At 43.5% G+C, this 22,723-nt stretch carries 23 protein-coding genes and 1 riboswitch; of the genes, 14 read left to right on the top strand and 9 right to left on the bottom strand.

What is annotated here, in order from left to right:
- Window positions 1-32: 32 nt before the first annotated feature.
- From ACDJ59_RS09865 to ACDJ59_RS09855, 3 genes are read left to right on the top strand one after another with little or no spacing between them, the layout of a single operon-like run.
- Window positions 33-1,088, top strand: coding sequence for a DUF6282 family protein (locus ACDJ59_RS09865; protein WP_413408652.1), 1,056 nt, complete (start codon window positions 33-35; stop codon window positions 1,086-1,088).
- Window positions 1,089-1,140: 52 nt separating this feature from the next.
- Complete coding sequence (gene allB / locus ACDJ59_RS09860) at window positions 1,141-2,541, top strand: allantoinase AllB (RefSeq protein ID WP_413408651.1); 1,401 nt, start codon at window positions 1,141-1,143, stop codon at window positions 2,539-2,541.
- Between the two features lie 46 nt (window positions 2,542-2,587).
- Window positions 2,588-2,956: a PucR family transcriptional regulator gene (locus ACDJ59_RS09855; RefSeq protein ID WP_413408650.1), complete on the top strand. Its 369-nt coding sequence runs from the start codon at window positions 2,588-2,590 to the stop codon at window positions 2,954-2,956.
- A gap of 95 nt (window positions 2,957-3,051) precedes the next feature.
- Here ACDJ59_RS09855 and ACDJ59_RS09850 read toward each other — a convergent pair whose 3' ends face one another.
- A complete protein-coding gene (locus tag ACDJ59_RS09850; RefSeq protein WP_413408649.1) occupies window positions 3,052-4,815 on the bottom strand; it encodes a methyl-accepting chemotaxis protein in 1,764 nt (587 codons plus the stop codon).
- A gap of 283 nt (window positions 4,816-5,098) precedes the next feature.
- Window positions 5,099-5,938 carry an alpha/beta fold hydrolase gene (locus ACDJ59_RS09845; RefSeq protein ID WP_413408648.1) on the bottom strand — a complete coding sequence of 280 codons (840 nt, stop codon included), beginning with the start codon at window positions 5,936-5,938 and terminating at the stop codon, window positions 5,099-5,101.
- Between the two features lie 151 nt (window positions 5,939-6,089).
- On the opposite strand from ACDJ59_RS09845, the gene ACDJ59_RS09840 reads away from it, so the two are divergent.
- Window positions 6,090-6,953, top strand: a complete 864-nt coding sequence (locus ACDJ59_RS09840) for a LysR family transcriptional regulator (protein WP_413408646.1) — start codon at window positions 6,090-6,092, stop codon at window positions 6,951-6,953.
- Window positions 6,954-6,971: 18 nt separating this feature from the next.
- On the opposite strand, the gene ACDJ59_RS09835 is transcribed toward ACDJ59_RS09840, so the two are convergent.
- Window positions 6,972-7,376, bottom strand: a complete 405-nt coding sequence (locus ACDJ59_RS09835; RefSeq protein WP_413408645.1) for a VOC family protein — start codon at window positions 7,374-7,376, stop codon at window positions 6,972-6,974.
- A gap of 307 nt (window positions 7,377-7,683) precedes the next feature.
- On the opposite strand from ACDJ59_RS09835, the gene ACDJ59_RS09830 reads away from it, so the two are divergent.
- Window positions 7,684-9,423, top strand: a complete 1,740-nt coding sequence (locus ACDJ59_RS09830) for an ABC-F family ATP-binding cassette domain-containing protein (RefSeq protein ID WP_413408644.1) — start codon at window positions 7,684-7,686, stop codon at window positions 9,421-9,423.
- A 70-nt stretch (window positions 9,424-9,493) separates the two neighbouring features.
- Here ACDJ59_RS09830 and ACDJ59_RS09825 read toward each other — a convergent pair whose 3' ends face one another.
- Entirely contained in the window at window positions 9,494-9,904 is a 411-nt protein-coding gene (locus ACDJ59_RS09825; RefSeq protein ID WP_413408643.1) for a collagen-like protein, read from the bottom strand.
- A 488-nt stretch (window positions 9,905-10,392) separates the two neighbouring features.
- Between ACDJ59_RS09825 and ACDJ59_RS09820 the strand changes: the two genes are divergently transcribed.
- From ACDJ59_RS09820 to tenA, 3 genes are all read left to right on the top strand, one after another.
- On the top strand, window positions 10,393-12,834 hold the full coding sequence (locus ACDJ59_RS09820; RefSeq protein ID WP_413408642.1) for an endo-1,4-beta-xylanase: 2,442 nt from the start codon (window positions 10,393-10,395) through the stop codon (window positions 12,832-12,834).
- Between the two features lie 5 nt (window positions 12,835-12,839).
- Window positions 12,840-13,064 (top strand): sugar-binding protein, encoded by a 225-nt coding sequence (locus ACDJ59_RS09815; RefSeq protein WP_413408641.1) that lies wholly within the window; start codon window positions 12,840-12,842, stop codon window positions 13,062-13,064.
- Window positions 13,065-13,269: 205 nt separating this feature from the next.
- A riboswitch (TPP riboswitch) is annotated at window positions 13,270-13,367 on the top strand.
- Window positions 13,368-13,480: 113 nt separating this feature from the next.
- The gene (gene tenA / locus ACDJ59_RS09810) at window positions 13,481-14,143 is read left to right on the top strand and encodes a thiaminase II (protein ID WP_413408640.1); all 663 of its coding nucleotides are present in this window, start codon (window positions 13,481-13,483) and stop codon (window positions 14,141-14,143) included.
- A 288-nt stretch (window positions 14,144-14,431) separates the two neighbouring features.
- On the opposite strand, the gene ACDJ59_RS09805 is transcribed toward tenA, so the two are convergent.
- The 5 genes from ACDJ59_RS09805 to ACDJ59_RS09785 are packed head-to-tail and all read right to left on the bottom strand — an operon-like array spanning window position 14,432 to window position 16,745.
- Window positions 14,432-14,728, bottom strand: coding sequence for a spore coat protein (locus ACDJ59_RS09805; RefSeq protein WP_036615415.1), 297 nt, complete (start codon window positions 14,726-14,728; stop codon window positions 14,432-14,434).
- Between the two features lie 11 nt (window positions 14,729-14,739).
- Window positions 14,740-14,940 carry a hypothetical protein gene (locus ACDJ59_RS09800; RefSeq protein WP_076253188.1) on the bottom strand — a complete coding sequence of 67 codons (201 nt, stop codon included), beginning with the start codon at window positions 14,938-14,940 and terminating at the stop codon, window positions 14,740-14,742.
- 31 nt (window positions 14,941-14,971) lie between these two features.
- Window positions 14,972-16,108, bottom strand: coding sequence for a zinc-dependent alcohol dehydrogenase (locus ACDJ59_RS09795; protein WP_413408638.1), 1,137 nt, complete (start codon window positions 16,106-16,108; stop codon window positions 14,972-14,974).
- Complete coding sequence (locus ACDJ59_RS09790; protein ID WP_413408637.1) at window positions 16,105-16,491, bottom strand: spore coat protein; 387 nt, start codon at window positions 16,489-16,491, stop codon at window positions 16,105-16,107. The genes ACDJ59_RS09795 and ACDJ59_RS09790 overlap by 4 nt, the downstream gene beginning before the upstream one ends.
- Window positions 16,492-16,502: 11 nt before the next feature.
- A complete protein-coding gene (locus ACDJ59_RS09785; RefSeq protein WP_413408636.1) occupies window positions 16,503-16,745 on the bottom strand; it encodes a spore gernimation protein GerQ in 243 nt (80 codons plus the stop codon).
- Between the two features lie 188 nt (window positions 16,746-16,933).
- On the opposite strand from ACDJ59_RS09785, the gene ACDJ59_RS09780 reads away from it, so the two are divergent.
- The 6 genes from ACDJ59_RS09780 (at window position 16,934) to ACDJ59_RS09755 (ending at window position 22,685) form a co-directional block, all read left to right on the top strand.
- The gene (locus ACDJ59_RS09780; protein ID WP_413408635.1) at window positions 16,934-17,215 is read left to right on the top strand and encodes a hypothetical protein; all 282 of its coding nucleotides are present in this window, start codon (window positions 16,934-16,936) and stop codon (window positions 17,213-17,215) included.
- Between the two features lie 252 nt (window positions 17,216-17,467).
- A complete protein-coding gene (locus ACDJ59_RS09775) occupies window positions 17,468-18,553 on the top strand; it encodes an L-dopachrome tautomerase-related protein (RefSeq protein WP_413408633.1) in 1,086 nt (361 codons plus the stop codon).
- Window positions 18,554-18,847: 294 nt separating this feature from the next.
- A complete protein-coding gene (locus ACDJ59_RS09770; protein WP_413408631.1) occupies window positions 18,848-19,114 on the top strand; it encodes a CD3324 family protein in 267 nt (88 codons plus the stop codon).
- A 209-nt stretch (window positions 19,115-19,323) separates the two neighbouring features.
- A complete protein-coding gene (locus tag ACDJ59_RS09765; protein WP_413408630.1) occupies window positions 19,324-20,352 on the top strand; it encodes a nucleotidyltransferase domain-containing protein in 1,029 nt (342 codons plus the stop codon).
- 199 nt (window positions 20,353-20,551) lie between these two features.
- Complete coding sequence (locus ACDJ59_RS09760; RefSeq protein WP_165789879.1) at window positions 20,552-20,698, top strand: hypothetical protein; 147 nt, start codon at window positions 20,552-20,554, stop codon at window positions 20,696-20,698.
- A 394-nt stretch (window positions 20,699-21,092) separates the two neighbouring features.
- The gene (locus tag ACDJ59_RS09755; RefSeq protein ID WP_413408628.1) at window positions 21,093-22,685 is read left to right on the top strand and encodes a glycoside hydrolase family 32 protein; all 1,593 of its coding nucleotides are present in this window, start codon (window positions 21,093-21,095) and stop codon (window positions 22,683-22,685) included.
- The last annotated feature ends 38 nt before the right edge of the window (window positions 22,686-22,723 follow it).

Below are 22,723 nucleotides of genomic sequence, written 5' to 3'. Positions count from 1 at the left end.
CTAACCAAATTCAAGCCAATGGAGGAATTACTATGCTAACTTTCGATCACAATCAAGAACAACCGCAGAAGCGGACTCCGGACCGTTCCAAATGGAATGAATCGTTTTACCGCAGATCAATGGAACTGCCAGATGAACTGTTAATTGGTGCCATTGATAGTCATGTCCATGCCGGTCCGGTATTGAACTCAAATCCGGGGCATCTGGACCCGATCCAGGTAGCACAGGAAGCTGCAGCCGCAGGCATGAAGAGCATTGTATATTATGATGTGTTTGGCTGGGCTTCAGGGATGGCTTGGGTAGTGAACCGCCATGTACCGGGCATTCACACGTATGGAGGTTATTTGATGAATTCCTGTCATGGGGGGATGAATCCTCGTTCCGTCAAAACCGCACTGCACATGGAAGAGGGTTGTCGCTTCATCAGCTTCGGATCACATTGTACACGTCATTCAGCTGAGAGGGAATCGACACTGATCGATGGCAAGTTGGTTCCGTTCAAGGATGCCTATCCACGGTTTGCCGAGAAGGAGCTGAGTGTGGCAACGTCGATCCCGCTGGAAGGCCCCGTTCCCGAAGAGCTGGATGAAATCTTAAAAATGGTAGCAGAACATCCGGAGGTATATCTGAATACCGGCCATGTATCCGTGCCCGAAGCCTTCCGTCTGCTGGACCTTGCAGAACAATACGGTATTGCCAAGGTTCTGATCGCTCATCCTGTACGCGGACAAATGACGATTGAAGAGCAGAAATCCGCTGCGTCCAGGGGTGCTTTTTTGGAGGCCTGCCTTGTCGATTGGCTGTATCCTGATGTTCCCCGAACCCATTATTATGTAGAACGGGAATATATGGACATGGGAGCTGAGCTCGGCCGGTACTCAAACGCGACGAAATGGATGAAAACCATCCGTGAAGTGGGAATTGATCAGTTCGTCCTCGGAACGGACTATGGCATCCGCGCGGCACCAACCCCTGTACAAGGCATGAGAACAATGATTGCCAGCATGCTCGATTACCAATTCTCCCCGGATGATATTTACCGGATGGTTGCGACAAACCCAGCAAGGCTGATTGGCATCCAGTCTTAGGAAGAGCTCGTGTATTGCGGTTACCTTAAGTATGAACAAGGAGGAGTGGAGCATGAAATCCGCAATACCTTATGATCTAGTCATTGCAGGCGGAATGATCGTTACTGAAGCAGCTGTAGAGCGGAAGGATATCGGAATTATCCATGGATCGATAGCTGAAATCTCAGATAATATCGATCCGATGGGGGCCTCAGTCATTAATGCGCGTGGACTGACGGTCATGCCTGGCGTAATTGACACACATGTACACTTTAATGAGCCAGGGCTGGAAGCCTGGGAAGGCTTCCAAACGGGTTCGGCTGCTCTTGCTGCCGGAGGAGGAACTTTCTTTCTGGATATGCCACTTAACGCCATTCCTCCTACGGTTACGGTTAGTGCACTTCAGCGAAAAAGAGAACGTGCGGCAGGCAGAACTTATGCTGACTACGGCTTCTGGGGCGGATTGATGCCCGGTTATGTTAAAGAGTTGCCACATCTGGCAAACGCCGGAGTGATCGGTTTCAAGGCCTTCATGTCTTCTCCGGGTGATAAAGACAAGGATGGGTTTCGCATGTCGGACGATGATACCCTCAGAGAAGGGATGCGAATTATCGCAGAGACGGGCAAGGTACTGGCACTCCATGCAGAGCATGAGCCTACCGTAACCCGGCTTACTCGTGAAGCCCGAAGCCTGGGGCAGTTCGGCCCGGAGAGCTATACAGCCTCACGTCCAATAAAGGCTGAGGTGGAAGCAGTGGAAACTGCCTTGCGGTATGCAGCTGAGAGCGGTTGTCGGTTACATTTTGTCCATATCAGCAGTGAGGCTGCTGCAGGACGAATCCGAGAAGCCCGGAAAGCTGGAGTTGATGTGACCCTTGAGACCTGTCCGCACTATCTCTGCCTGACTGACAAAGACTTTGCAGTCATAGGTGCAGTGGCGAAATGCGCGCCTCCACTACGTGATGCGGAAGAACAGGATAAGCTCTGGGTTAAGTTAAAGGAAGGCTGGTTTGATTTTCTGTCTTCGGATCATTCGCCCTGCCCAGCAAGCATGAAGACAGGGAATGACATGTTTGAATCCTGGGGAGGCATTGCTGGTGTACAAAGCACATTGGAGTTGATGTTGGACGAAGGTTACCTGAAAAGGGGGGTTCCGCTCCCGTTACTGGCTCGCCTGTTGTCAGCGGCCCCGGCTGAACGATTTGGGCTGGCTCCTGTGAAGGGACGCATTGCAGTAAACTGCGATGCCGATCTAGTTCTGGTTGACCTTAATACCTACTACACGCTTCAAGCATCAGACCTCTATCAGAAGCATCGTCATTCACCGTACATTGGTCGTAGCTTTGGCTGTAAAGTTAAGATGACACTGTTGCGAGGCAGGTTGATGTATAGTGAAGGATCGCCACTTCTTAATCAAGGTACCGGCAAGGAATTCAGGAGCGCATGTCCTGGAGCTATGAATATAAGCAGCTAGTCATGCTGTTCGAAAAGAGTACGTCCTATTTCAGGGAGGGAAAGCAATGACTGCAAAAGCTGGCAAATTGTCCGTCGTTCAAGAAGATCTCCTCAAACTCGTCCAAGGTATTCCACGAGACCAAATGCAACAATACGTCGACCGCTATCTTGGCAGTCTGCTCGCCGAAGAAGGCTATGACCCTGAGCTGCTACAGACGCTGGAAACGTATGCATCATGTAATGGCCACATCAATGAAATGTCTTCCAGGTTGTATATTCATCGTAATACAGCGGCTTACCGACTGGAGAAGCTGGAACGACTCATAGGCATTCCACTAAAAGAACCCGAAACCCTGATGCTGCTAAATCTGGTTTTCCTGTTCCGCAGATTGCTAGAGCAGAGGAGGCCAAGATGTCCGACAATTGTCTCCTAGCTCTGGACTACCGAAATCAGTATCGGACATTTTAATTCCGGAACGAACAAAAGCCTGCTCTTAGAGGCAGGCTTTCTATTTTATGACCTTTATTATTATGGACCTGATTTACGGACTTCGATCTGAAATTGATCGGAATATGATTTGAGGTTGCCTGCAAGACCGGCGAGTTCCCCGGAGATGTTCGACAGTTCGCTTGCCGACCGCTGCTGCTCCACAGCACTAGCCGTGACTTCTTCGGCCATGGCTGAAGTTTCCTCGGTTGCGGAAGCAATATAACTGAGGTTTTGTTCCAACTCCTGACGAATAGAGTGCATATCCATCGTCCGGCTGTCTAAACTCTGAGCCAACTCATGCACTTCGGTTGATAAACGGCTAACCTGTCTAAATGCCTGGAGACAATCAGCGATCTGTTTTTCCTGTTCCTCAACAGCTACCATATTTGCATCAAAATGACTGCCCATCCGATGTATCTCTTGAACAAATGAACCCAGGATCTCATCAATCTCCTGGATCGAACGTTCGGATTGTTGAGCGAGCTGTCCCATTTCACCTGCAACGACTGCAAAGCCTTTACCCGCTTCTCCAGCTCGGGCCGCTTCAATTGAAGCATTCAGGGATAGAATTTGAGTTTGTTTTAAAATGTTGTGAATTTGACCGCTAATAGAGGAAGCGAGTTCGGATTGAGTCGTCAAAGACCTGGAAATATCCTGTTGATGCTCAACACGCTTGGCATTCTCTCGGCCCTTCTCAAGCAGAACCTCATGTTCACGTGTAACTTGTACTTGAACAGAAGATAGCTGCTCTGAAGTATAAGTAAACTGTTTCACATATGAACCTACTTCATCCATTATTTTGCCCAGATTCTCTGAATGCTGGACGGAGTGTTCTGTCTCTTCAGCCTGTTTCATTGAACCTATGGCAATTTCCTCGATCGCTCTGGAAAGTTCTTCGCTCTGACGCTGGTTCGTCTGAGCGGTTTCCGAAATATCTTTTGATGACTGCTGTAATGTATTTGATCCTTGCTGTATTCCCATGAGAATGTTCGTCAATTGGGCAACCATGATGTTAATCAAATCACTGATGTCACCGAGTTGATCATTGGACATATGTGTGGATACGACTTTAAGATTCCCATCAGCAACCTGTTCGAGGCTTGACTTAATATCGCGTACTTGTCTGAGAATGCCTCTTACTACGAATAACATCATGACCAAAGAAAGAATCAGTACAACCACAAAAATCGGGATTATGGTCTGATAAGCATTATTCACGGATGTCGCGGAGACTTGATTCACTGCTCCTGCAGAAATATCAATGCCCAGATAGCCAATGACAGTACCTTGCGAATCCTTAATTGGTGTAAAGGAGGACAATAGCTGGCCCCAGGTTGGATCGTCTACAATGCCTGTTGTGACGACTTCACCGCGTAATAAACGTTCCTGAATCTGGGGATTGAATTCCATTGCAGTTCCGTAAGGGCTATATTCCGTATCGTCCCAATTTGCTCCATCTACGGTGTAGATCCACCCGTCCGAAGTTTTGTTATACATATAAACATACAAGGCTCCCGATTGAAGCCTAACTTTAACAAGTTCGTCCCTAAGACTTTTATATTCGTTGCTCTCCTCTGAAGCAGTAGAAGATAATGTCTTAATTAATTCCGATTCCTGACCTAGTTGAGAGGCGGTATTCACAGCCAGCTGCTGATTGTTATGCTGCATGGTCATTAGTGATGCATTTTCACTGGAGTCGATGGTGGCCCATATGATTAGACCGCCCATGGCCAGTAGCGGAACCAGAATAATCAAATACAGTTTGAACCTTAAATCCATCTTTTTTTTGCGAGTCTGTCTCACGTACGGTTCCCCCCTGGATGTAATAAAGTAAATATGGTTATTCGTATAACCCCATACTATTTATCGTAATATTGAAGGGGGAAATGAAGACTAACACTAAATTTGTATATACATATACGTAGGAGAATATGATCATTTGTGGTGCCAGTGCACTCAAACCAAATGTAGAAGTTACGTCTTGCATCAAGAAACGTTGTCATTAACCAAAAAAAGCTCCACCAGCTTTATGCCAGTGGAGCGCTTAATTTTTCTCTTAGACATTCTGTTCAATATACAAACATACTCACGGATGTTTATTGCAGAAACGGTCGATATAATCAGAACATTGCCCAGGTTCATCTTCCATAACGAAATGACCCGCTCTGGGAATGACATGTAGGCAGGCATGGGGAATATCCTGGACAAGCCTCTTTGCATAAGCGAGGGGCTGCCATTCATCTTCTTCCCCCCATAAAATTTGAACGGGGACTTTCAGCTTGGGTAAATCTGTTCCATAGGATTCAGTATATTTTGCATTATAGTGAGCTACCTGATGGGAGAAAAAAGAGGACTTCCCCAATGAACCTGCATGGGGTTCCAGATATGCCTCCAGTGTATCGCCAGTCATAAGCTCTTTATTATACACTGCCATGGGTAATTGTTTCTTTAGCATGGTATCAAAATCAGCACGGGGCATTTGTTCAACCTGTTCAAGCTGTTCTTCGATAATTTTCTTCCAGGTTGGTGAGGGCCACGAATCATAGCTGGGCATGTTGAGTAACGTAAGCGATTGTACACGCTCAGGTTGTTCCTGAGCCAGTTGGAGACCAACAATTCCACCTAGATCGTGGGCTGCGACATGTAAACGATCCATTCCAAGTTCGTCTAAAAGCTGACTGAACAGCGTATATTGTGCTGCTACAGAAGTATCTGCTTCGAGTGGTCTTTCCGATGCTCCATATCCAAGAAGGTCATGTACGTAGACTTTATACCCTTTTTGAACCAGAGCGGGTATTACTTTTCTCCATTCATAGCTATAAGACGGTGTTCCATGAAGGAGCCATATGGGAGAGCCCTCTCCGTATTGCTCATAAGCGATTCGATATCCATTAATCAAGATGGATGACGTTGCTGCTGTTTGCATAGTGATTACTCCCTTCCATAAACGATTGAGATTAAAAATGAAATGGGCTCTTAATGAGCTACATTGAATATAAACGATTGCTTTCCATTAGTGAAATTGATAGTTTATATGTAAACGATCAGTTTTAATGATGTTAAAAAGAAGGGAGCCAATGATGGAAATACGTCATTTGGTCACATTTATTACAATTGTGGAACATGAAGGATTTACCAAAGCTGCTGAGCATCTTGGATACGCCCAATCTACAATTACATTGCATATTAAGGCGTTAGAAGAGGAGATTAACTACCCTTTATTTGATCGAATTGGTAAGCGGGTTATTTTAACGGAGACTGGGAAAAAATTGTTGCCACATGCACAAAAAATGCTTGATCTGTATCATATGATTAAGGAAGTGACTGCTGCACAAGGTGAATTAACAGGTAATATCGTGATCAGTATTGGGGAAACGTTGTTGATCTATCGTTTTCCGCCTATTATTGAAGAGTTCAAAAAATTGCATCCTCATGTCAATATCGAGTGGCACCAATTAGATTCCGTACATTATAAAGAGAATTTGATGCAAGGTAAAAGTGATATTTCCTTCATGCTAGGGACAGAGGTACATGACCCCAATCTGTACAGTGAGAAATTGGCTGAGGAGCCCATGATGCTGCTGTACCCCAATTCATTTGAGCTACAACGGGACATTGTACGAAGCAATTTACTTTTTACCGAAAGAGGTTGCGGTTATCGCACATTGTTTGAACAATGTATTGAGGAGTATCAGATTGGGATCACTTCCAATATTGAATTCTGGAGTATTGAAGCTGTGAAACAGTCGATATTGAGCGGTATGGGCATATCCTTGTTACCTCGAATTACGGTAGAGAAGGAGCTGAAGGAAGAAAAACTTTCAGGTCAGCAGTACAAACAAAATCTAGCTACACAGTTGCTGTATCCCAAAAACAAGTGGATCTCTCCCCAAGTAGAAGCTTTTATCGAGATCGTTAGAAAACATGCCTTCCTCTGGTAAGCTCATTTCAACTTTCCTTTATAGCCTACCACTGAACCGTTGGCTTGCTTCCTCGGTCACCGGCGTGAAGAGATTAACCAGATTACCGTCAGGATCGCGAAACAGCACAGCACGATTCCCCCACGGCATTGTGGTAGGTTCCTTTACCCACTCATCAACAAACGGCTTCAACCGCTCGTATTCGGCATCAACATCGTGGACGTGGAACTCAATAATGACTGTACGATTGTTGGCCGCCACAGCGGAACCAGCGCCAAACAGTTGGACCGTCTGGGAGTGGCCAATCGCTAGAGTGCACGATGGCATAACGAGTTCGGCAAAGACAGGTGCAGGGCGTTCTGCTGAAACACCCGTAATTTTCTCATAGAATTCGACGAGACGATTCACGTCATCAGTAATGATACGCACAGAAGCAAAATTCACGAGATATCATCCTTCCTATAATAAGTAATACATTTTGGACCAAAAACACTTCGCATTTACTTCTACTCCTTTACAATTGCTTACTCCAACTATACAAAAACACTACTGACAACAGTATGTCAGTAGTGTTTTATGAAGCAACCACCGTCCACTAGCCATCATTTTATAGAAAGTATTAGAGTTTCAAAGTGAGGGTAAGTGCTAAAAATCGATTGTACTTGGTGGTAAACAGTGTTACTCTAAAAGTCTGTGTTCGACAATATATTCAATACTAGCCACCAATTTAGTTATAAAGAAAGGTAACACTATGATAAAAGTTGAAAACTTATCCTTCTCATTTCCACAAAAGGAACTATATAAAAACATTTCATTTACGTTTGAAGAGGCACAACATTGTGCTTTTATCGGAACAAGCGGAAGTGGAAAAAGTACACTGATCGATATCCTGATGGATCCGGAACGATATTTGTTCGAGGGCAAGTTAGAGATAGACCCCGATTGCAGAATCGGGTATGTGAGTCAGTTTTTGCAAGTAGACAAAACAAAAGAAATGACCGTTTTTGAATATATCGCAGAAGAATTCATCAAGATACAAGATGAAATTACAGCGATTTATGCGGAGATGGCCACCACATCGGATATGGATTCCCTGATGGAAAAGCTTCAATTGGCTTTGGATGCCTTCGAAGCGATGGATGGGGACAATTTCGAAAAAAACATCAATAAACAGTTAAACCTTGCCAACCTCATGAAGCTCAAAGATCTTAGTATATCCGCCGTAAGCGGCGGGGAATTCAAACTTATTCAAGTGATGAAGGAAATGCTGAATCGTCCAGACTTCATGATTATGGATGAACCCGATGTATTTTTAGACTTTGAAAACCTGAACGCGCTTAGAAAATTGATTAACACCCACAAGGGAATGCTGCTCGTTGTTACGCATAACCGATATCTGTTGAACCATTGTTTCAACAAGATCATACACCTAGAAAACACAGAGCTCCAAGAGTTTGACGGGCGATATATCGATTATAACTTCTCGCTGCTTCAGACGAAGATTGAACTCCAAGAAATTGCAGTTGCTGAAGCTGAGGAAATTGAGAGATATGATCACATCATCGACAATCTTAGAGAAATCGCCACGTATAATTCGGAAGCCTCCAGAGGCAGAGCGTTAAAAGCCAGAGTCAAGTTTCAAGAGAGATTGGAAGCACGTCGAATAAAAGAGCCATTTGTCGATATCAAACAGCCGAATATCCGTTTTGGAATCGATAAGGAAATGGAAGACACCGTTGTGGTTAACCTCAATAACTATAGCGTTTCCTTTGACGAGTTGCTTTTGGAAAATGTGAACTTTGAGATCAAATCGACAGATAAAGTAGCCCTGATCGGTCCTAACGGTACCGGGAAAACGACTTTACTCCGAGAAATCTTTAAAAATAATCAGGATTCCATTGAAATCAATGCTGATGTTAAGGTGGCCTATTTATCTCAGGTTCAAGGCGAAATGCTAAAAGATTCGAATACCATACTAAATGAATTCATTGATTCCGGCTTTCAAACGTATGATGAAATTAGATCGTATCTTCCAAACTATGGCTTTGAAGGAGAAATCCTTGATCAAAAGATTGAATCGTTATCTGGCGGAGAAAAAAACATGCTTCAACTGGCTAAAGTTTCTGCCAGTCAAGCCAACATATTGCTCCTAGATGAACCGACAAGCCATTTAGACATCTATACACAAATCGCATTGGAGAAAGCCATTGAGGACTACAAAGGTGCGATTATCATGATTTCTCATGATTTCTATTCTGTTGTAAATGGTATGGATTATGTTTTAATTATCGAGGACAAAACGATTAGTAAAATGAGTATAGAAGAATTTAGACAGATGATTTATGCGAGTCATTTTGATGAAAACTATCTAGAAAATGAACAAAAGAAAAAGTCTGTTGAAATGAAAATTGAATTGGCTTTAAAAGATACTAATTTTGAACTTGCAAAGAGTTTGGTTGATGAGCTAGAAGAGCTGATTAAGTTGCTTTAGACAAGGTGAATATTCCATAAATCTAAATCCCCCTGTATGTGGATTAATCCGCATACAGGGGGATTTACTTCTAGAAACAGCTAAACGAGCTGATTCGCTGCAGATCAAGGCCGGTGTATAGCCAGAAGAAGCCATTCCAACGGAAGCCAGCCACCGAATTTCTACCTACAAATACCGGGTACATCCAGAAGCCGGGACCACGATCCGGCCAAATATATGTGTAGCGAAACAGGCAGCCGGATATGGCTCTTGGATCTACCGCATATAACGAAGCGGGTTGCTGTGGAATGAATGATGGTGGCGGTCCAGTAGGTGCCTGCACGCCTTGTGGTCCGCCGCCTCCACCCCCGGGGAACGATGGCGGACCAGGAAATCCTCCTGGTCCTCCTGGTCCTCCTGGTCCTCCTGGTCCTCCTGGTCCTCCGGGACCCCCAGGTCCGCCAAATCCTCCACCAGGTCCAAAAGGAGGTAAAAAAGTCATATCACATCACTCCTGTTCATTAGTCTAATGTATTGTATGTAGGCAATTGAGAAGGGGAATGGGTGGAAGCCTATAAAAGGCCGCTAATAATCAAGTCGAATCAATCAAATTAAATTGCAGAAAAATGTCGAATAACGTGATTGCTAACTAATTTATTATAACGAATTGAATATTAGCAGTGTTTGGCTGTTACTGGTAAAGCAGGCATGACCAAAATGATTTTGCATTTTCCTTATGTGAGTAGGGGAAGGCATATCGTTTTGGTCTTTTTTATATCCAAATCGGATTCCGGCAAAAATAACGGACCAAAGCAAAAACAGAGTTGGATTTCCAGCTTCCTAAACCCACATGAGATTACCAAATGATAACTTTTTATTGTGATTATTGGGAATTTGTTATATGTAAGCGCTATCCAAAGAACTATAATCTATTTATCTGAATGTTAATCCGTTCAGAAATACTTAGACCAAATCAAGAGGAGGAATTGTATGAAACGGTTAGGTCAATGGAATATAACAGCCTTGGTTCTTGTGCTGGTACTCGCCATGCTTCCATTTTCGAATGTCTCACATGCAGCCAAGGCAGTTACGGAAGTGGAGGGAGGTCATTTGAGTACAAACTTTGAAGACGGTACACTTCAGGGATGGACTCCACGTACAGGTAACGAAAGGCTGACAGTGACACAGCAGGAGGCACACGAAGGTCAGTCCAGTATGCTGGTCGCCAACCGCGAGCGTTCCTATCATGGACCGATGTTATCCATGAAGGATATGCTTAAGCGTAACCAAGAGTACGAAATTGCGGCATATGTAAGACTTACCCAGGAGCCCACCACGGATCAAACACTACAGCTCACCACATATAAAAAAACAACTGCCGAAAGCTGGAACCCGATCGGTAGCGTGAAAATTGCCAAAGCAGAATGGAATACATGGCACAAGATCACCGGGAAATTTCAGTATAGCGATGATCCCACTGAATTGAATTTGTTCATCGAAACACCCTACATCTCTGAAGATAGCGTAGATACGTTATCGTTCTATGTGGATGATGTATCATTTACTCTGGCCGAGCAACTGGAGATTGAAGAAGGGATTCTGTCTCTGGAGGACCTGTATCAAGATGATTTCCCCATTGGTGCAGCGGTGTATCGCTGGCAGTTGGAAGGCGCATATGGACAACTGCTCACAAAGCACTTTAACAGCTTGACCGCAACCTATGAGATGAAACCGAAGTACATGTCTCCTTCCGAAGGTGTATATGAGTTCGAGGCAGCCGATCAATATGTTCAGTTCGCCGAGGAGCATGGTATGGGCGTACGCGCACATGCGTTGTTGTGGCATATTGATGCAGCAGAGTGGATGTTCAAGGATCCTCAGGGTAACCCTGCGAGTCGAGAATTACTACTTGCCCGGATTCAGGATTACGTTGAAACCGTCATGACCCGATACAAAGGTGAGATCTATGCCTGGGATGTGGTAAACGAGGTGATTGCGGATAGCAATGGTGATGCCAACGGTTTACGTAAAAGTCCCTTTTATGAACTAATTGGTCCGGATTATATTGAGAAAACCTATGAATTCGCTCGTGCAGCCGATCCGAATGCCAAATTATATTACAACGAATACTTCACGGAAATCCCTGAGAAAAGAGAGCATATGTATCAGTTGGTCAAACGACTGAAAGAGAAAGGGCTCATCGATGGTGTGGGTTTGCAATCCCACTATAACCTGGAATCCCCGCCCATCAAGGAAATTGAAAAAACAATCAACATGTTCGCCGAACTTGGATTGGATATTCAGATCACGGAACTGGATGTGGATAGCGGAATTCCATTTGGTGAAGAGATGTCCGATGAAGTTGCGGTAAAACAGGCGTATCGATATAAGGAACTGTTGGATTTGTACAAAAAACACAAAGACCACATTTCTTCAGTTACCTTATGGGGACTCCAAGATGAGAAGTCTTACAACAACCAGGCTATGCTGTTTGATTCAGCCCTGAAGGCCAAAAAAGCATACTGGGGGCTCGTGGATGAATCCAGCTTACCTGTGTTGACACAGAGAGCCGTCTCACTTTCGGGTAAACCGGATATCAAAAAACAGTCACAAGATCCGCTCTGGAACAAAGCAGTGTCTACTCCACTGAAGGGTGACTCTTCGGGATCGGCCAGTTTCCGCACCTTATGGGATCGTAGTAACCTGTATATCCTTGTGGATGTTCAGGATGCAAAGGCAGATGTGAATGACAGAGTAGATATCTTTGTTGATCTCAACAATGGCAAGACCACCTCATATGAAGCAGATGACCGACATGTAATCATTAAGCGGTCGGGCAAAGTTGAGGGCGCGGAGCAACGTTCATATCGTGTACGTGAGACCAAAGCCGGATATCAGGTTGAATTGTCCATTCCGTGGGGTGGTATCCAAGTGGTTTCAGAATATGAAACCGGCTTGGATATCCGTGTGACTGATGGCGGTGCAAGTGGGACAGAACCTCATAATCCACTGTACTGGAATGATCGAACACAATCTCAGGAACAAGATACAAGCAAATACGGCGTGATTCAACTCGCCCCTATGCCCAAATCTGCACAAGCTGTGCAAGGGATTGTTCAGATTGATGGGAAGAAAGACGCCCTATGGAATAAGGCTGTACCATTTGAAGTAAAACGGTTGAACCAGAGCGAAGGTGCAGAGGCAGTGGCTCGCGCAATGTGGTCAGGTGAGTATCTATACCTGCTGATCGACGTCACTGATCCAAACATCATCACAGATAACATCAACCCATGGGATCAGGATTCGGTTGAGATTTTCCTGGACGAGAATCACCAGCGCACACCGTATTTTCAATATGATGATGCCCAGTTCAGAATCAGTGCAGATAATGTGGGAACCTTTGCAGGGGGGGCTCACCCGGACGCCTTGTAAGTGCTGTGAAGAAAACAAATAAAGGATATCTCGTAGAAGCCAGAATTCAGTTGCATTCACTGACGCCCAAAACAGGAAATGTTCTCGGTTTCGAGCTTCAAATTAACGACAACCAGGGCGGAGGTAAACAGAACGTAGCCAAGTGGAATGATACGACCAATGAAAGCTGGAGAAACACTTCCCAGTACGGAATACTCACTTTTGTCGGAAAGAACAAACTCGGGCATTAAACCATTGGCAGTAGTTGCAAGAATAGAAACCATCATAACAGTGGCTAAAACTCAACCATTGTTGTGATGGTTTTTGTCGTTTAAATACGTCATTCAAGCTGATGAGGGCGATACAATCTGCCTTGACTATATTTAACAGCCCTTGATATACTAAATGGATGTTATTTTTTCTTTTATGCGGATAAGAAAGTAATCAACTACATACAACCGTTTGCGAGGGAGCCTTAACCGGCTGAGAGGGTGTTAAACCGACCTTACCTGATTTGGATAATGCCAACGTAGGGATGCAACGATGAAACACTGTACTTGGGTAGCTCATGCGAACCCCCTTGTTTTAGTGTATTTGTCTGCGAAACATCCTATGGATGTTTCGTTTTTTTGTTTTTTAATACGTACATTATGAATTGGAGGAACACATGTTGACTATTTCAGAGAGACTATATCAGGCAGCACAGCCCGTGTGGAAGGAATGTCTTGAGCATCCCTTTGTTAAAGGGATCGGAGATGGTTCCTTGACGGTTGAACAATTTCGTTATTATTTGCTGCAAGACTACTTGTACCTGTTCGATTATGCCCGTGTATTTGCACTAGGTATCGTCAAGTCGCACGACCCCAAATTGATGCAGTTTTTTAGTAAAAACGTAGATAACATCCTGAATGGTGAAATGAAAATTCACCGTTCTTATATGGATAGATTAGGAATTACAGAGGATCATGTTTTTCAGGTAAAACCTGCACTGAAAAATGCAGCCTATACTAACTATATGCTCTCTGTTTCCCATGCGGGTGGCATAGCAGAAGTACTTGTATCCATTCTGGCCTGCTCATGGAGCTATGCAGAGATTGGTCAAGTCCTTGCTCAAAAGCCAGATGCAGCTGATCATCCTTTTTATGGAGAGTGGATCACAGGGTATGCTTCCTCTGAATACAACAGCAACAATCAATCCCTAGTGACGTTAACGGATAAGCTATTAGAAGGCTGTAGCGAGGGAACGTACCAACGGATGGAAGATATTTTCGTGATGTGCAGTCGCTTTGAACTGGATTTTTGGGAGATGTCATGGAGGCTGGAGCCTTAAGTTCACTGGTAGTTAATTCAAGAGAGCAGCGTCCATAAACACAGTAAGAGGACATCGTCTAAACTGGGTGAAAATAATGCTCGAGGAGGCATGGGAGGTGGCGGTCGTGGAGCTGCAAAGGGTAATCAGTCTCAGGATGGAAAATAAGTAGAAAGGAAAACTTGTATAAGCGTGTTTCTTGACGATGCCAAAAAAAGGGCGGAGTGTATCCGCCTTTTTTCATTGTTGAAATTCTTGACACAGGAACATTTTGTTCTCTGAAGTCTCTGGCTAAAATCAAAAAGGGTGTCAGGACGGAATGTTCATAGCAGTCTGAATATTTTTCAGATCGAGCTGAATTTGCTCTGCAATATGGTAAGGGTGGTATAAGCCATGCTGCACCATGTAATTTGATATCTTTTCATGAGAGTCTATGGCTTCATCGAGCTGTTTCATCAAAATTTGTTTGATTTCGGGAGTGGCACATTCGGTCACAGCCATGGCGTAGTTTCTGACGCCGCTCTTGGCGTTCATCAAAAAATCCATTGCGATCACGTCATCGGTCAGCGTATTAAGACCAGTCATGTGTTCTAATATTGGGTTCATTTTTTTATCTCCTATACAGTCGCTTTAGACAGCACTCCACCGAGCTCCTGAAGCTGCTGTTGTGATAATGTTGCATCTTGTTGCAGAATTTGCTTGAGCTCTGGGTCGGTTACCAGAGCTTGCATGGTCTTGGATTTAGTCATGCAAACCGTCTTGAACGCAGCTATCTCATGCACTTCGAGCATCTCATGCAAAGCGTAAGTGGAATCCATTCAGATTGTCCTCCCATGTATCTATTCATATTTAAGGCTTTAAGATGACTTTAATGCAATCGTCCGTTTTTGTATCGAACACTTCATAGCCCCGTTTGGCCTCGCTGAGCGGAATGACGTGCGTAACAATGTCGCCAGGGTCCACTTTGCCAGACGTAACCAACTCATACATATATGGCATGTAGTGAATGACCGGAGCTTGTCCGGAACGGATATTCACGTTTCGCTGCATAATGTCACCGAGCGGGAATCCGTTATAACGTCCGCCGTATACCCCAGTGACTTGAATGGTGCCACCTTTGCGAACAGCCTGAGATGCAATGATAAATGCGCTCACGGTGCCGCCTTGCAGTTTCATACCGCTGGCTAGAAATTCAAGATCGCTCATCTTGCCGTCCATTCCTACCGCATCAATGACAACATCGGCGCCGCCTTTGGTCATTTCCTTGAGAGTGTTCCCAATATTCTTATCCTGTTCGAAGTTTACGATTTCCACATGGTTTGTTCGCTTCGCATGCTTTAAGCGGTAATCAACATAGTCGACGGCTATGACACGCTTAGCACCTTTCAGCCAGCAGAACTTCTGGGCCAGGAGTCCGACCGGACCGCAGCCGAGCACGATGACCGTATCACCATTCTTAACGCCGGCGTTATCTACGCTCCAGAATGCCGTCGTCATGGCATCGGCGATCAAGCTTAGCTTTTCGTCCGGTTGTTCGCAGTTTTCAGGGATCTTAAAGTGGGTAAAATTAGCAAATGGAACCCGTAAATACTCGGCTTGCCCGCCGGGATATCCGCCGGTCGTTCCGGAGTAGCCGAAATATGCGCCCATATCCCCGTGCTCGTTGGAATTGTCACATTGGCTTTCTAGCTGATTTTGGCAAAAAAAGCATTCTCCGCATGCGATGTTGAACGGGATGATTACACGGTCGCCTTTTTTTACCTTGGTCACGCCAGGACCTACTTCTTCTACGATCCCCATCGGCTCATGTCCGATGACATAGTTCTCCTGAAGGTTAGGGATCATCCCGTGAATAAGATGAAGGTCCGAACCGCAAATGGCGGTACTGGTGATCTTTACGATCATATCGTCCGGTTTCACAATCTTCGCATCCGGCACCTCTTTGACCACGACATTTTTAACCCCTTGATACGTTACCGCCTTCATGCTTTATGTCCTCCAATATGCTCATCTGGGGTCCGATCAAACATCCCTTTACGTGACGTATCACCCGGGAACAGATTCATCTGCCCGATCATCACCGTATTTTTCGCCGAAAGCTGATCGAGTTGGTACTGTTCGTTCAACTCATAAGGATGAAACCATTTTTTGCGAATCATGAGCTCCGAGATTTCTTGGTGCATTGCAATTCCCTGCTTAAGATGAGTATGCAGCAGGGCTCTTACATCCGGTGAAGCCGTTTCCGTCAGGGCGATGGACAAATTACGCACACCCTCCTTGGCACGAATAAGGAAGTCCATCGCAAAAGTCATGTCAGCCATTTCCGGCATGTTCAATGAATTAATCGGATCTAAATAATCGGTATTCATCTGAGTTCCCCTTAATGTGTTATAGGTGTCGGATTATTCGGAACGGGTGCTTGAAAAGGAGCTCTTGCATATATTGCTTGCAGCTCAGCGATCTGTTGTATGGATTGAATTACGTCTTTCTGCATTAAGGCTTTTAGCTCTTGGTCAAAGACCAGGCCTTGCATAAGTTTCGACTTAGCGAGGCAGAGCGTTTTGAAGTTTAACGCTTCATGCAGTTCCATCGATTCGTGCGGCGCTAGCGTTGGATTAGTCATTCAGAAATGATCACCTCCTTTTTCATCAACGTTAGATTTTCCAATGCATCGGATCTTATACTAATATGGATCAGCGGAGAGGTTAGATCCGAATATTCCCATACAGTCGCAGGGATATAAACAAAATCTCAATCCCATACTTATTCCTGTTTAAATGAATGATCTTACTCAAGGAAGGAGGAGTAACGGTGCCCAATAAAAACAAAATTGATCTAGCCACCGAAAATGCAAGAAAACCGGCAGAAGGTGCACTTAACTCGAGTGGTAGTATTACGCTGGAGCAGCATGCATCTAACGCGGTTTATGAGGTGCAGACGGCTTTAAATCAGGCAATAAGCTCGTTAAATGAATCTGATGCAACAAATTCACAAGCGTTGGAGATTGCCCGGCAGCAATTGACCCGAGCAGATGAATTCTTAGATCAAGCGCTAACTTCAGCAAACGCATTACGTCTGCCGGACCAACAATAAAACGGTTTTGATACAGATAAGCTTGGCAGAGTTTTGCGTTGACGATCGGAGGAAGCATTTTTCCTAGAACACATATAGTTACCGTCAACATGCTTCGGCTTACGCCGAAGTTTTTTGTATTTTTAGATCTATCGGACAATTTCAAAATCGAGGTTAAAAAAGAATGATAAAGGGCCAGGCATTAGAAAAAGTCTTGAACATAATTATAGGTAATATCTATTCAACTATGTTGAGGAGGACATCATACAGCCTATGTTACCTATGGAAGAATATTTTGGTAAGTTAGAACTCGTTCATTCCTTTTACGGGGCTATGCCTACAGGCGTTAGTGTATCCGAAACCGCGCGTATCTTTATTTGCTTTCCAAAATGGGGAGATGACGTTAAATTTACGGTAGCGGAAATTGTTGAGGGTCATATGCAACCTTATCCTAATGTAGAAACGAATTTGATCAACCCATTGAATATCGTTATGTCCTTCATCAGTGTCCAAAGTGTTGTTGCAGATGGAAGGGGAACCCTGTGGGTACTGGACACGGCTGCACCAAACTTTTCAGAGCCTATTAAAGGCGGCGCAAAATTAGTCGCGGTAGATTTAGAAACAGGTACAATTAGAAAAGTATATACATTTGCAGATGATGTAGTCTTGCCGACAACGTATCTAAATGATGTCCGATTTGACTTTCGTGTAGGAAAAGCAGGTTACGCATATATAACGGATTCTTCTTCCAATGGGCCAGGCGCTATTATCGTCGTAAATTTAGAAAACGGGAATGCCTATAGACGGTTGCATGGAACAAGCTCAACCTCACCCGATCCTTATTTTGTGCCCAAAGTGGAAGGTAAAATTTTGAAGAATCGAAACGCGGATGGTTCGACATCTCCGTTTCGATTGGCCTCTGATGGTATAGCCATTTCCCCTGATGGAAAAATGTTATTCTATTGTCCGTTAACCAGTCGCCAGCTATACTCGATCTCAACAGAATCGTTAAGAGACAGAACGATACCGGATTTTAAATTAAGTGATCTTGTGCAGTATTGGGGAGAGAAGGGTGCATCTGATGGGATGATCACGGACGCTAAAGGAAACGTTTATGCTGGAGATTATGAAAACGATAGTATTCGAAAGATATTGCCGAATGGAATCATGGAAACCATCGCCCATGATCCCCGAATTTTATGGCCAGATACGTTTTCTATTGGTCCGGATCAATACTTATATGTAATTGTGAACCAATTACATAGGCAGGCGAGATTTCATTATGGAAGAGACCTGCGACAAAAACCTTATAGTTTACTACGTATAAAAATTGATGAATTACCTGCTCCTACCTTTTGATATACATCCCACTTTACGCGTACAATCGTGTCAGCCCCAAAAGACATAATTAAACAATTCAACAACAAGCCCTGATATAATAAGCGAATAGCAACTATCTATTTTCTATGGAGGTGAGGCTATTGAAAACAATCGGGGTAGGATTCTTACATGCACGGCTCTATGCAAAGCCAGTGAAGAATATGGCAATGCTTTGCATAGAGCCTGGGAATAATCACATTGCCAACGACGAATCGTAATATTCTACTAACTGGCTTTGCACCTTATTGATCTATTAAATAAGGAGTGAGGCACATGAAATATTCAAAAGCCGAGTCTATTTTTCCGGAAGAATTGTTACGTATCATTCAAGAATACGTTCAAGGGGAATTGGTTTATATCCCAAAACCCAAAGAGGCGCACCTAAAATGGGGCGAGAAAACAGAGAGCAAGAGCAGGGTCTCTGCTCGAAACGCTGAGATTAAATCCTTATTCCGTAATGGAGTCAGGATAGAGGAGTTGGCGGGTCGGTATTTCTTGTCCTGCGAAAGCATAAAGAAAATAGTCTATACAAGAAACTAATGAAATCCGCTAACTCGTCGCATCGACGGTTTAGCGGATTTTGTGCAAAGATGACTTAAATCAACTTATACATAGTAACCGTACCCCTAAGTCGATAGACTTAAGTTAAGGTTGTTGTGATGAAGGACGGCCGGATCATACAAAGAGGTGTGACGAATGAACGAAATCATAAAGAAGAAGCTGCTGGACAAAAATGAACTGTCATTAACATGGTGATTGAACGCGTAAAAAGAGATTTTCTAGACGATATCGCCATTATTGGGCTTACTGGTTCATTTAGCACCGGTGACTTTCACGAGAAGAGCGATCTTGATTTAATTATCATTAATAATACAGAAAAGGGATGGAAAATATCCGATTGCTTCATCTTGGACGACGTTGGATATGATATCTATTGCACGCCATGGGATTCAAGAATACAAGAGCAATCCACCTTGGAGAGTCCCAACGTATCGAGCCTAACCGAGCTTAAAGTACTCTACTATGCTAAGCCTGAGGATTTGGAGAAATTGAAAGACTTCCAGCAAAAAGCTCTTGATGCACTTGCAAAACCGATAGGAGAAGCGTGTCTTAATCGAGCAAATAAATGGATCGACCTGGCTAAGCAAGCATACAGCGATACGATGCTTAGTGAAGATATCGGTTCAGTGCGATATGCATCTGCTGAGGTTCTGTATAATCTAGTCAATGCCTTGGTGAGTATGAATAACACGTGCATCAAACGAGGGATCAAGCGATATTTGGAAGAGATACGTTCGTTTCGCTATGTTCCGGATAATCTCGAATCCTTATACATGTCAATCATCGAAGCTCATACCATTGAAGATATTCGAATAACATCCTTTAATATGTTGAATAGTGTTACGAGGTTACATAACACAATGTGTGATAACTTCATTGTTAAACCGGCTCCGACCTTTGATAATCTGAGGGGAACATATGAAGAATTGTGGTGCAACTACCGCAATAAAATTTTGAACAGTGTTACAGCGAACGATGCTTCCTACGTCTTTCTTTCGGCCTTTGGAGCACATGAGTATCTTGATGAAATGGCCATGGAGAAAGGCACCAAGAAATATGATCTTATGCAGTACTTTGATGCAAGTAATTTACCAGTTATGAAAGAGAAGCTCCTTGAAGTGATGGATGATTATCGAGAAGAGTATAATAAGGTCGGCAGAAAAGTCGAACGTTTTACAACATTTGAGCAACTATATGCCCATTATATGAATCAATGACCTTACGTTCCAGGTAGTAATAAGTCCGGGAATCGAACACAAAGAAAAAATCCTTTTACAATGATTGGCAGTAAGTTATAATACAATCACCAGGTAGATTACCCAACAAAAAAGTAAAATTTTGTAATACCCAGTCACACTCGGCTCGTCATATTCTTGAGCCGCTTATTACAACATAATAGATATCGGAGGTATGGTTATGGTCAAGAAGAAAATTTCGACAGCCATCAGCGCAGCTTTAATCGTTTCTATGCTGGCTACTGGCGTGATCGTCGCTATTGAAGGTAAAACAACGTTAGAGGTAGCGAAGTCAGCAGGGGATAAAAAGGTTGAAGTTATTAAATGAAGGCAAGACGTTAATTAATTAACCTGCCGCGGGACACGGACATATTCCTATTAAAGTCGCTATTTTAGCGGCTTTTTTTGTTTTATCGGTAAAATTGGGTTTAATACTAACGATATTTTGTTGAACAAGTAAAGAGAAGTTTAGATGCAACCTTTTTTACATTTGTAAACTCTTAGGTTTAAAGTGATAAAAAAATGATTAGATCAACTTAAATAAAAACTGTTATTTTCTATAATCAATCATAAATTGTGCAAATGTAAACTAAAAAAGATTTATATATAAAAAATAGTGTTCATTTATCCAAAAATACTTTGACAAATGAACATGGGTGGATTATTTTGTTAATAAGGAATGCATATTACTTCTTTTAAGTTTTAAATAGCCTTAAGGGAGCGTGAATAAAATTAAAAAAATACTTCTATCAGGTGAAAATAATATCAGCAAAGGTCCAGAAAACTTTATTTATAAAAATGAATATAGACCGCAAATACATTATTCCCCTAATGGAAATTGGATTAACGATCCTAACGGAATGGTTTATTACGAAGGAGAATATCACCTTTTCTACCAGTATACTCCCCATGATACGCAGCCTGACTTCGGCAGAATGCATTGGGGACATGCAGTAAGTAATAATTTAGTACATTGGGATGAACTTCCACCAGCCATCTCGCCCGGGGAAGATGGAGCGATCTTTTCGGGAAGTGCGGTAGTCGATAAGAACAATACAAGCGGATTCTTCAACGAAGCAGGATCAGGATTGGTTGCAATTTATACTAATAATGATAACAGCGCTCAACCCGGTAAACCGCAGGTTCAAAGCATCGCTTACAGCAAGGACAAAGGTAGAACCTGGACAAAATATGAAGGTAACCCTGTTTTATTCCCCATGGAGACGCTAGACTTTCGAGACCCAAAGGTATTCTGGCATGAAGAATCTTCAAAATGGGTAATGGTTCTTGCTGTTAGCGACCGTGTAGAATTTTACACATCTTCGAATCTTAAGGATTGGTCTTTTGCAAGCGGTTTCGGTTCTGATATTCCGGGCATCCATCGTGGAATTTTTGAATGTCCTGATGTTTTTAAAATCCAAGTGGATGAGGACCCTAATACCACTAAATGGATTCTGACACTAAGTGTCGGAGATAGAAATGGCGTAAATCCAAACGATTCAGAACCACCCGCAGGCGGTTCTGGCATGATGTATTTTATAGGTCACTTTGATGGTAAGGCTTTTACACTAGATGAAACATTGGAATCATTCGATACAATCCAATGGATAGATTACGGATCTGACTTTTACGCGGCCGTGACCTGGGATGGTATACCGAATGAAGATGGGCGAAAGATTTGGGTCGGCTGGATGAATAATTGGCGTTATGCTTCCACTCTTCCTTCTAAAGAATGGCGTGGTCATATGTCCATCCCACGAGAGATTCAGCTTAGGACGTATTCGGAAGGACTTCGCTTAATTCAAGCACCCATAACTGAGTTAAATCAACTTAGAAGATCAATTCTGTCTCTACAAGACATTACGATTAAACCAGATATGAACGTTTTGTCTGCTGTTTCTGCTGCAAAGATGGAAATTATTGCGGAATTCGAAATCGGTAATGCAATAGAATTTGGGTTCAAGGTGCGAAAGTCTTCCTCTTCCAACCAGGAGACAGTCATCGGATATAATGTCTTGAATGAGGAGTTGTTTGTCGATCGGACGAAGTCGAACACTGTTGATTTCCATCCCGATTTTGCTGCAAAACACAAGGCCCCCATGAAGCCAGAGCATAAACGGATACAGTTGAGCATCTATGTTGATTGGTCAAGTGTAGAGATCTTTGGCAACAATGGGACAACTATCATTTCAGACACGATTTTCCCCGACTTGGGAAGTAGAGGACTGGAACTCTATGCCATTGGCGGAGAACTAAAGGTCATGTCGCTTCAAATCAATGATCTCGTAAGCATTTGGGAAAATCAGAGTGTTTAGAATTTAGCAATGGCTTGATTCGCCATAATGGTTACTGC

It is taken from the genome of Paenibacillus amylolyticus, assembly GCF_047302515.1.
Taxonomy (GTDB): Bacteria; Bacillota; Bacilli; order Paenibacillales; family Paenibacillaceae; genus Paenibacillus; species Paenibacillus amylolyticus_G.
Note: the sequence above shows the minus strand (reverse complement) of the source record. Positions and strands in the feature narration are given on the sequence as shown.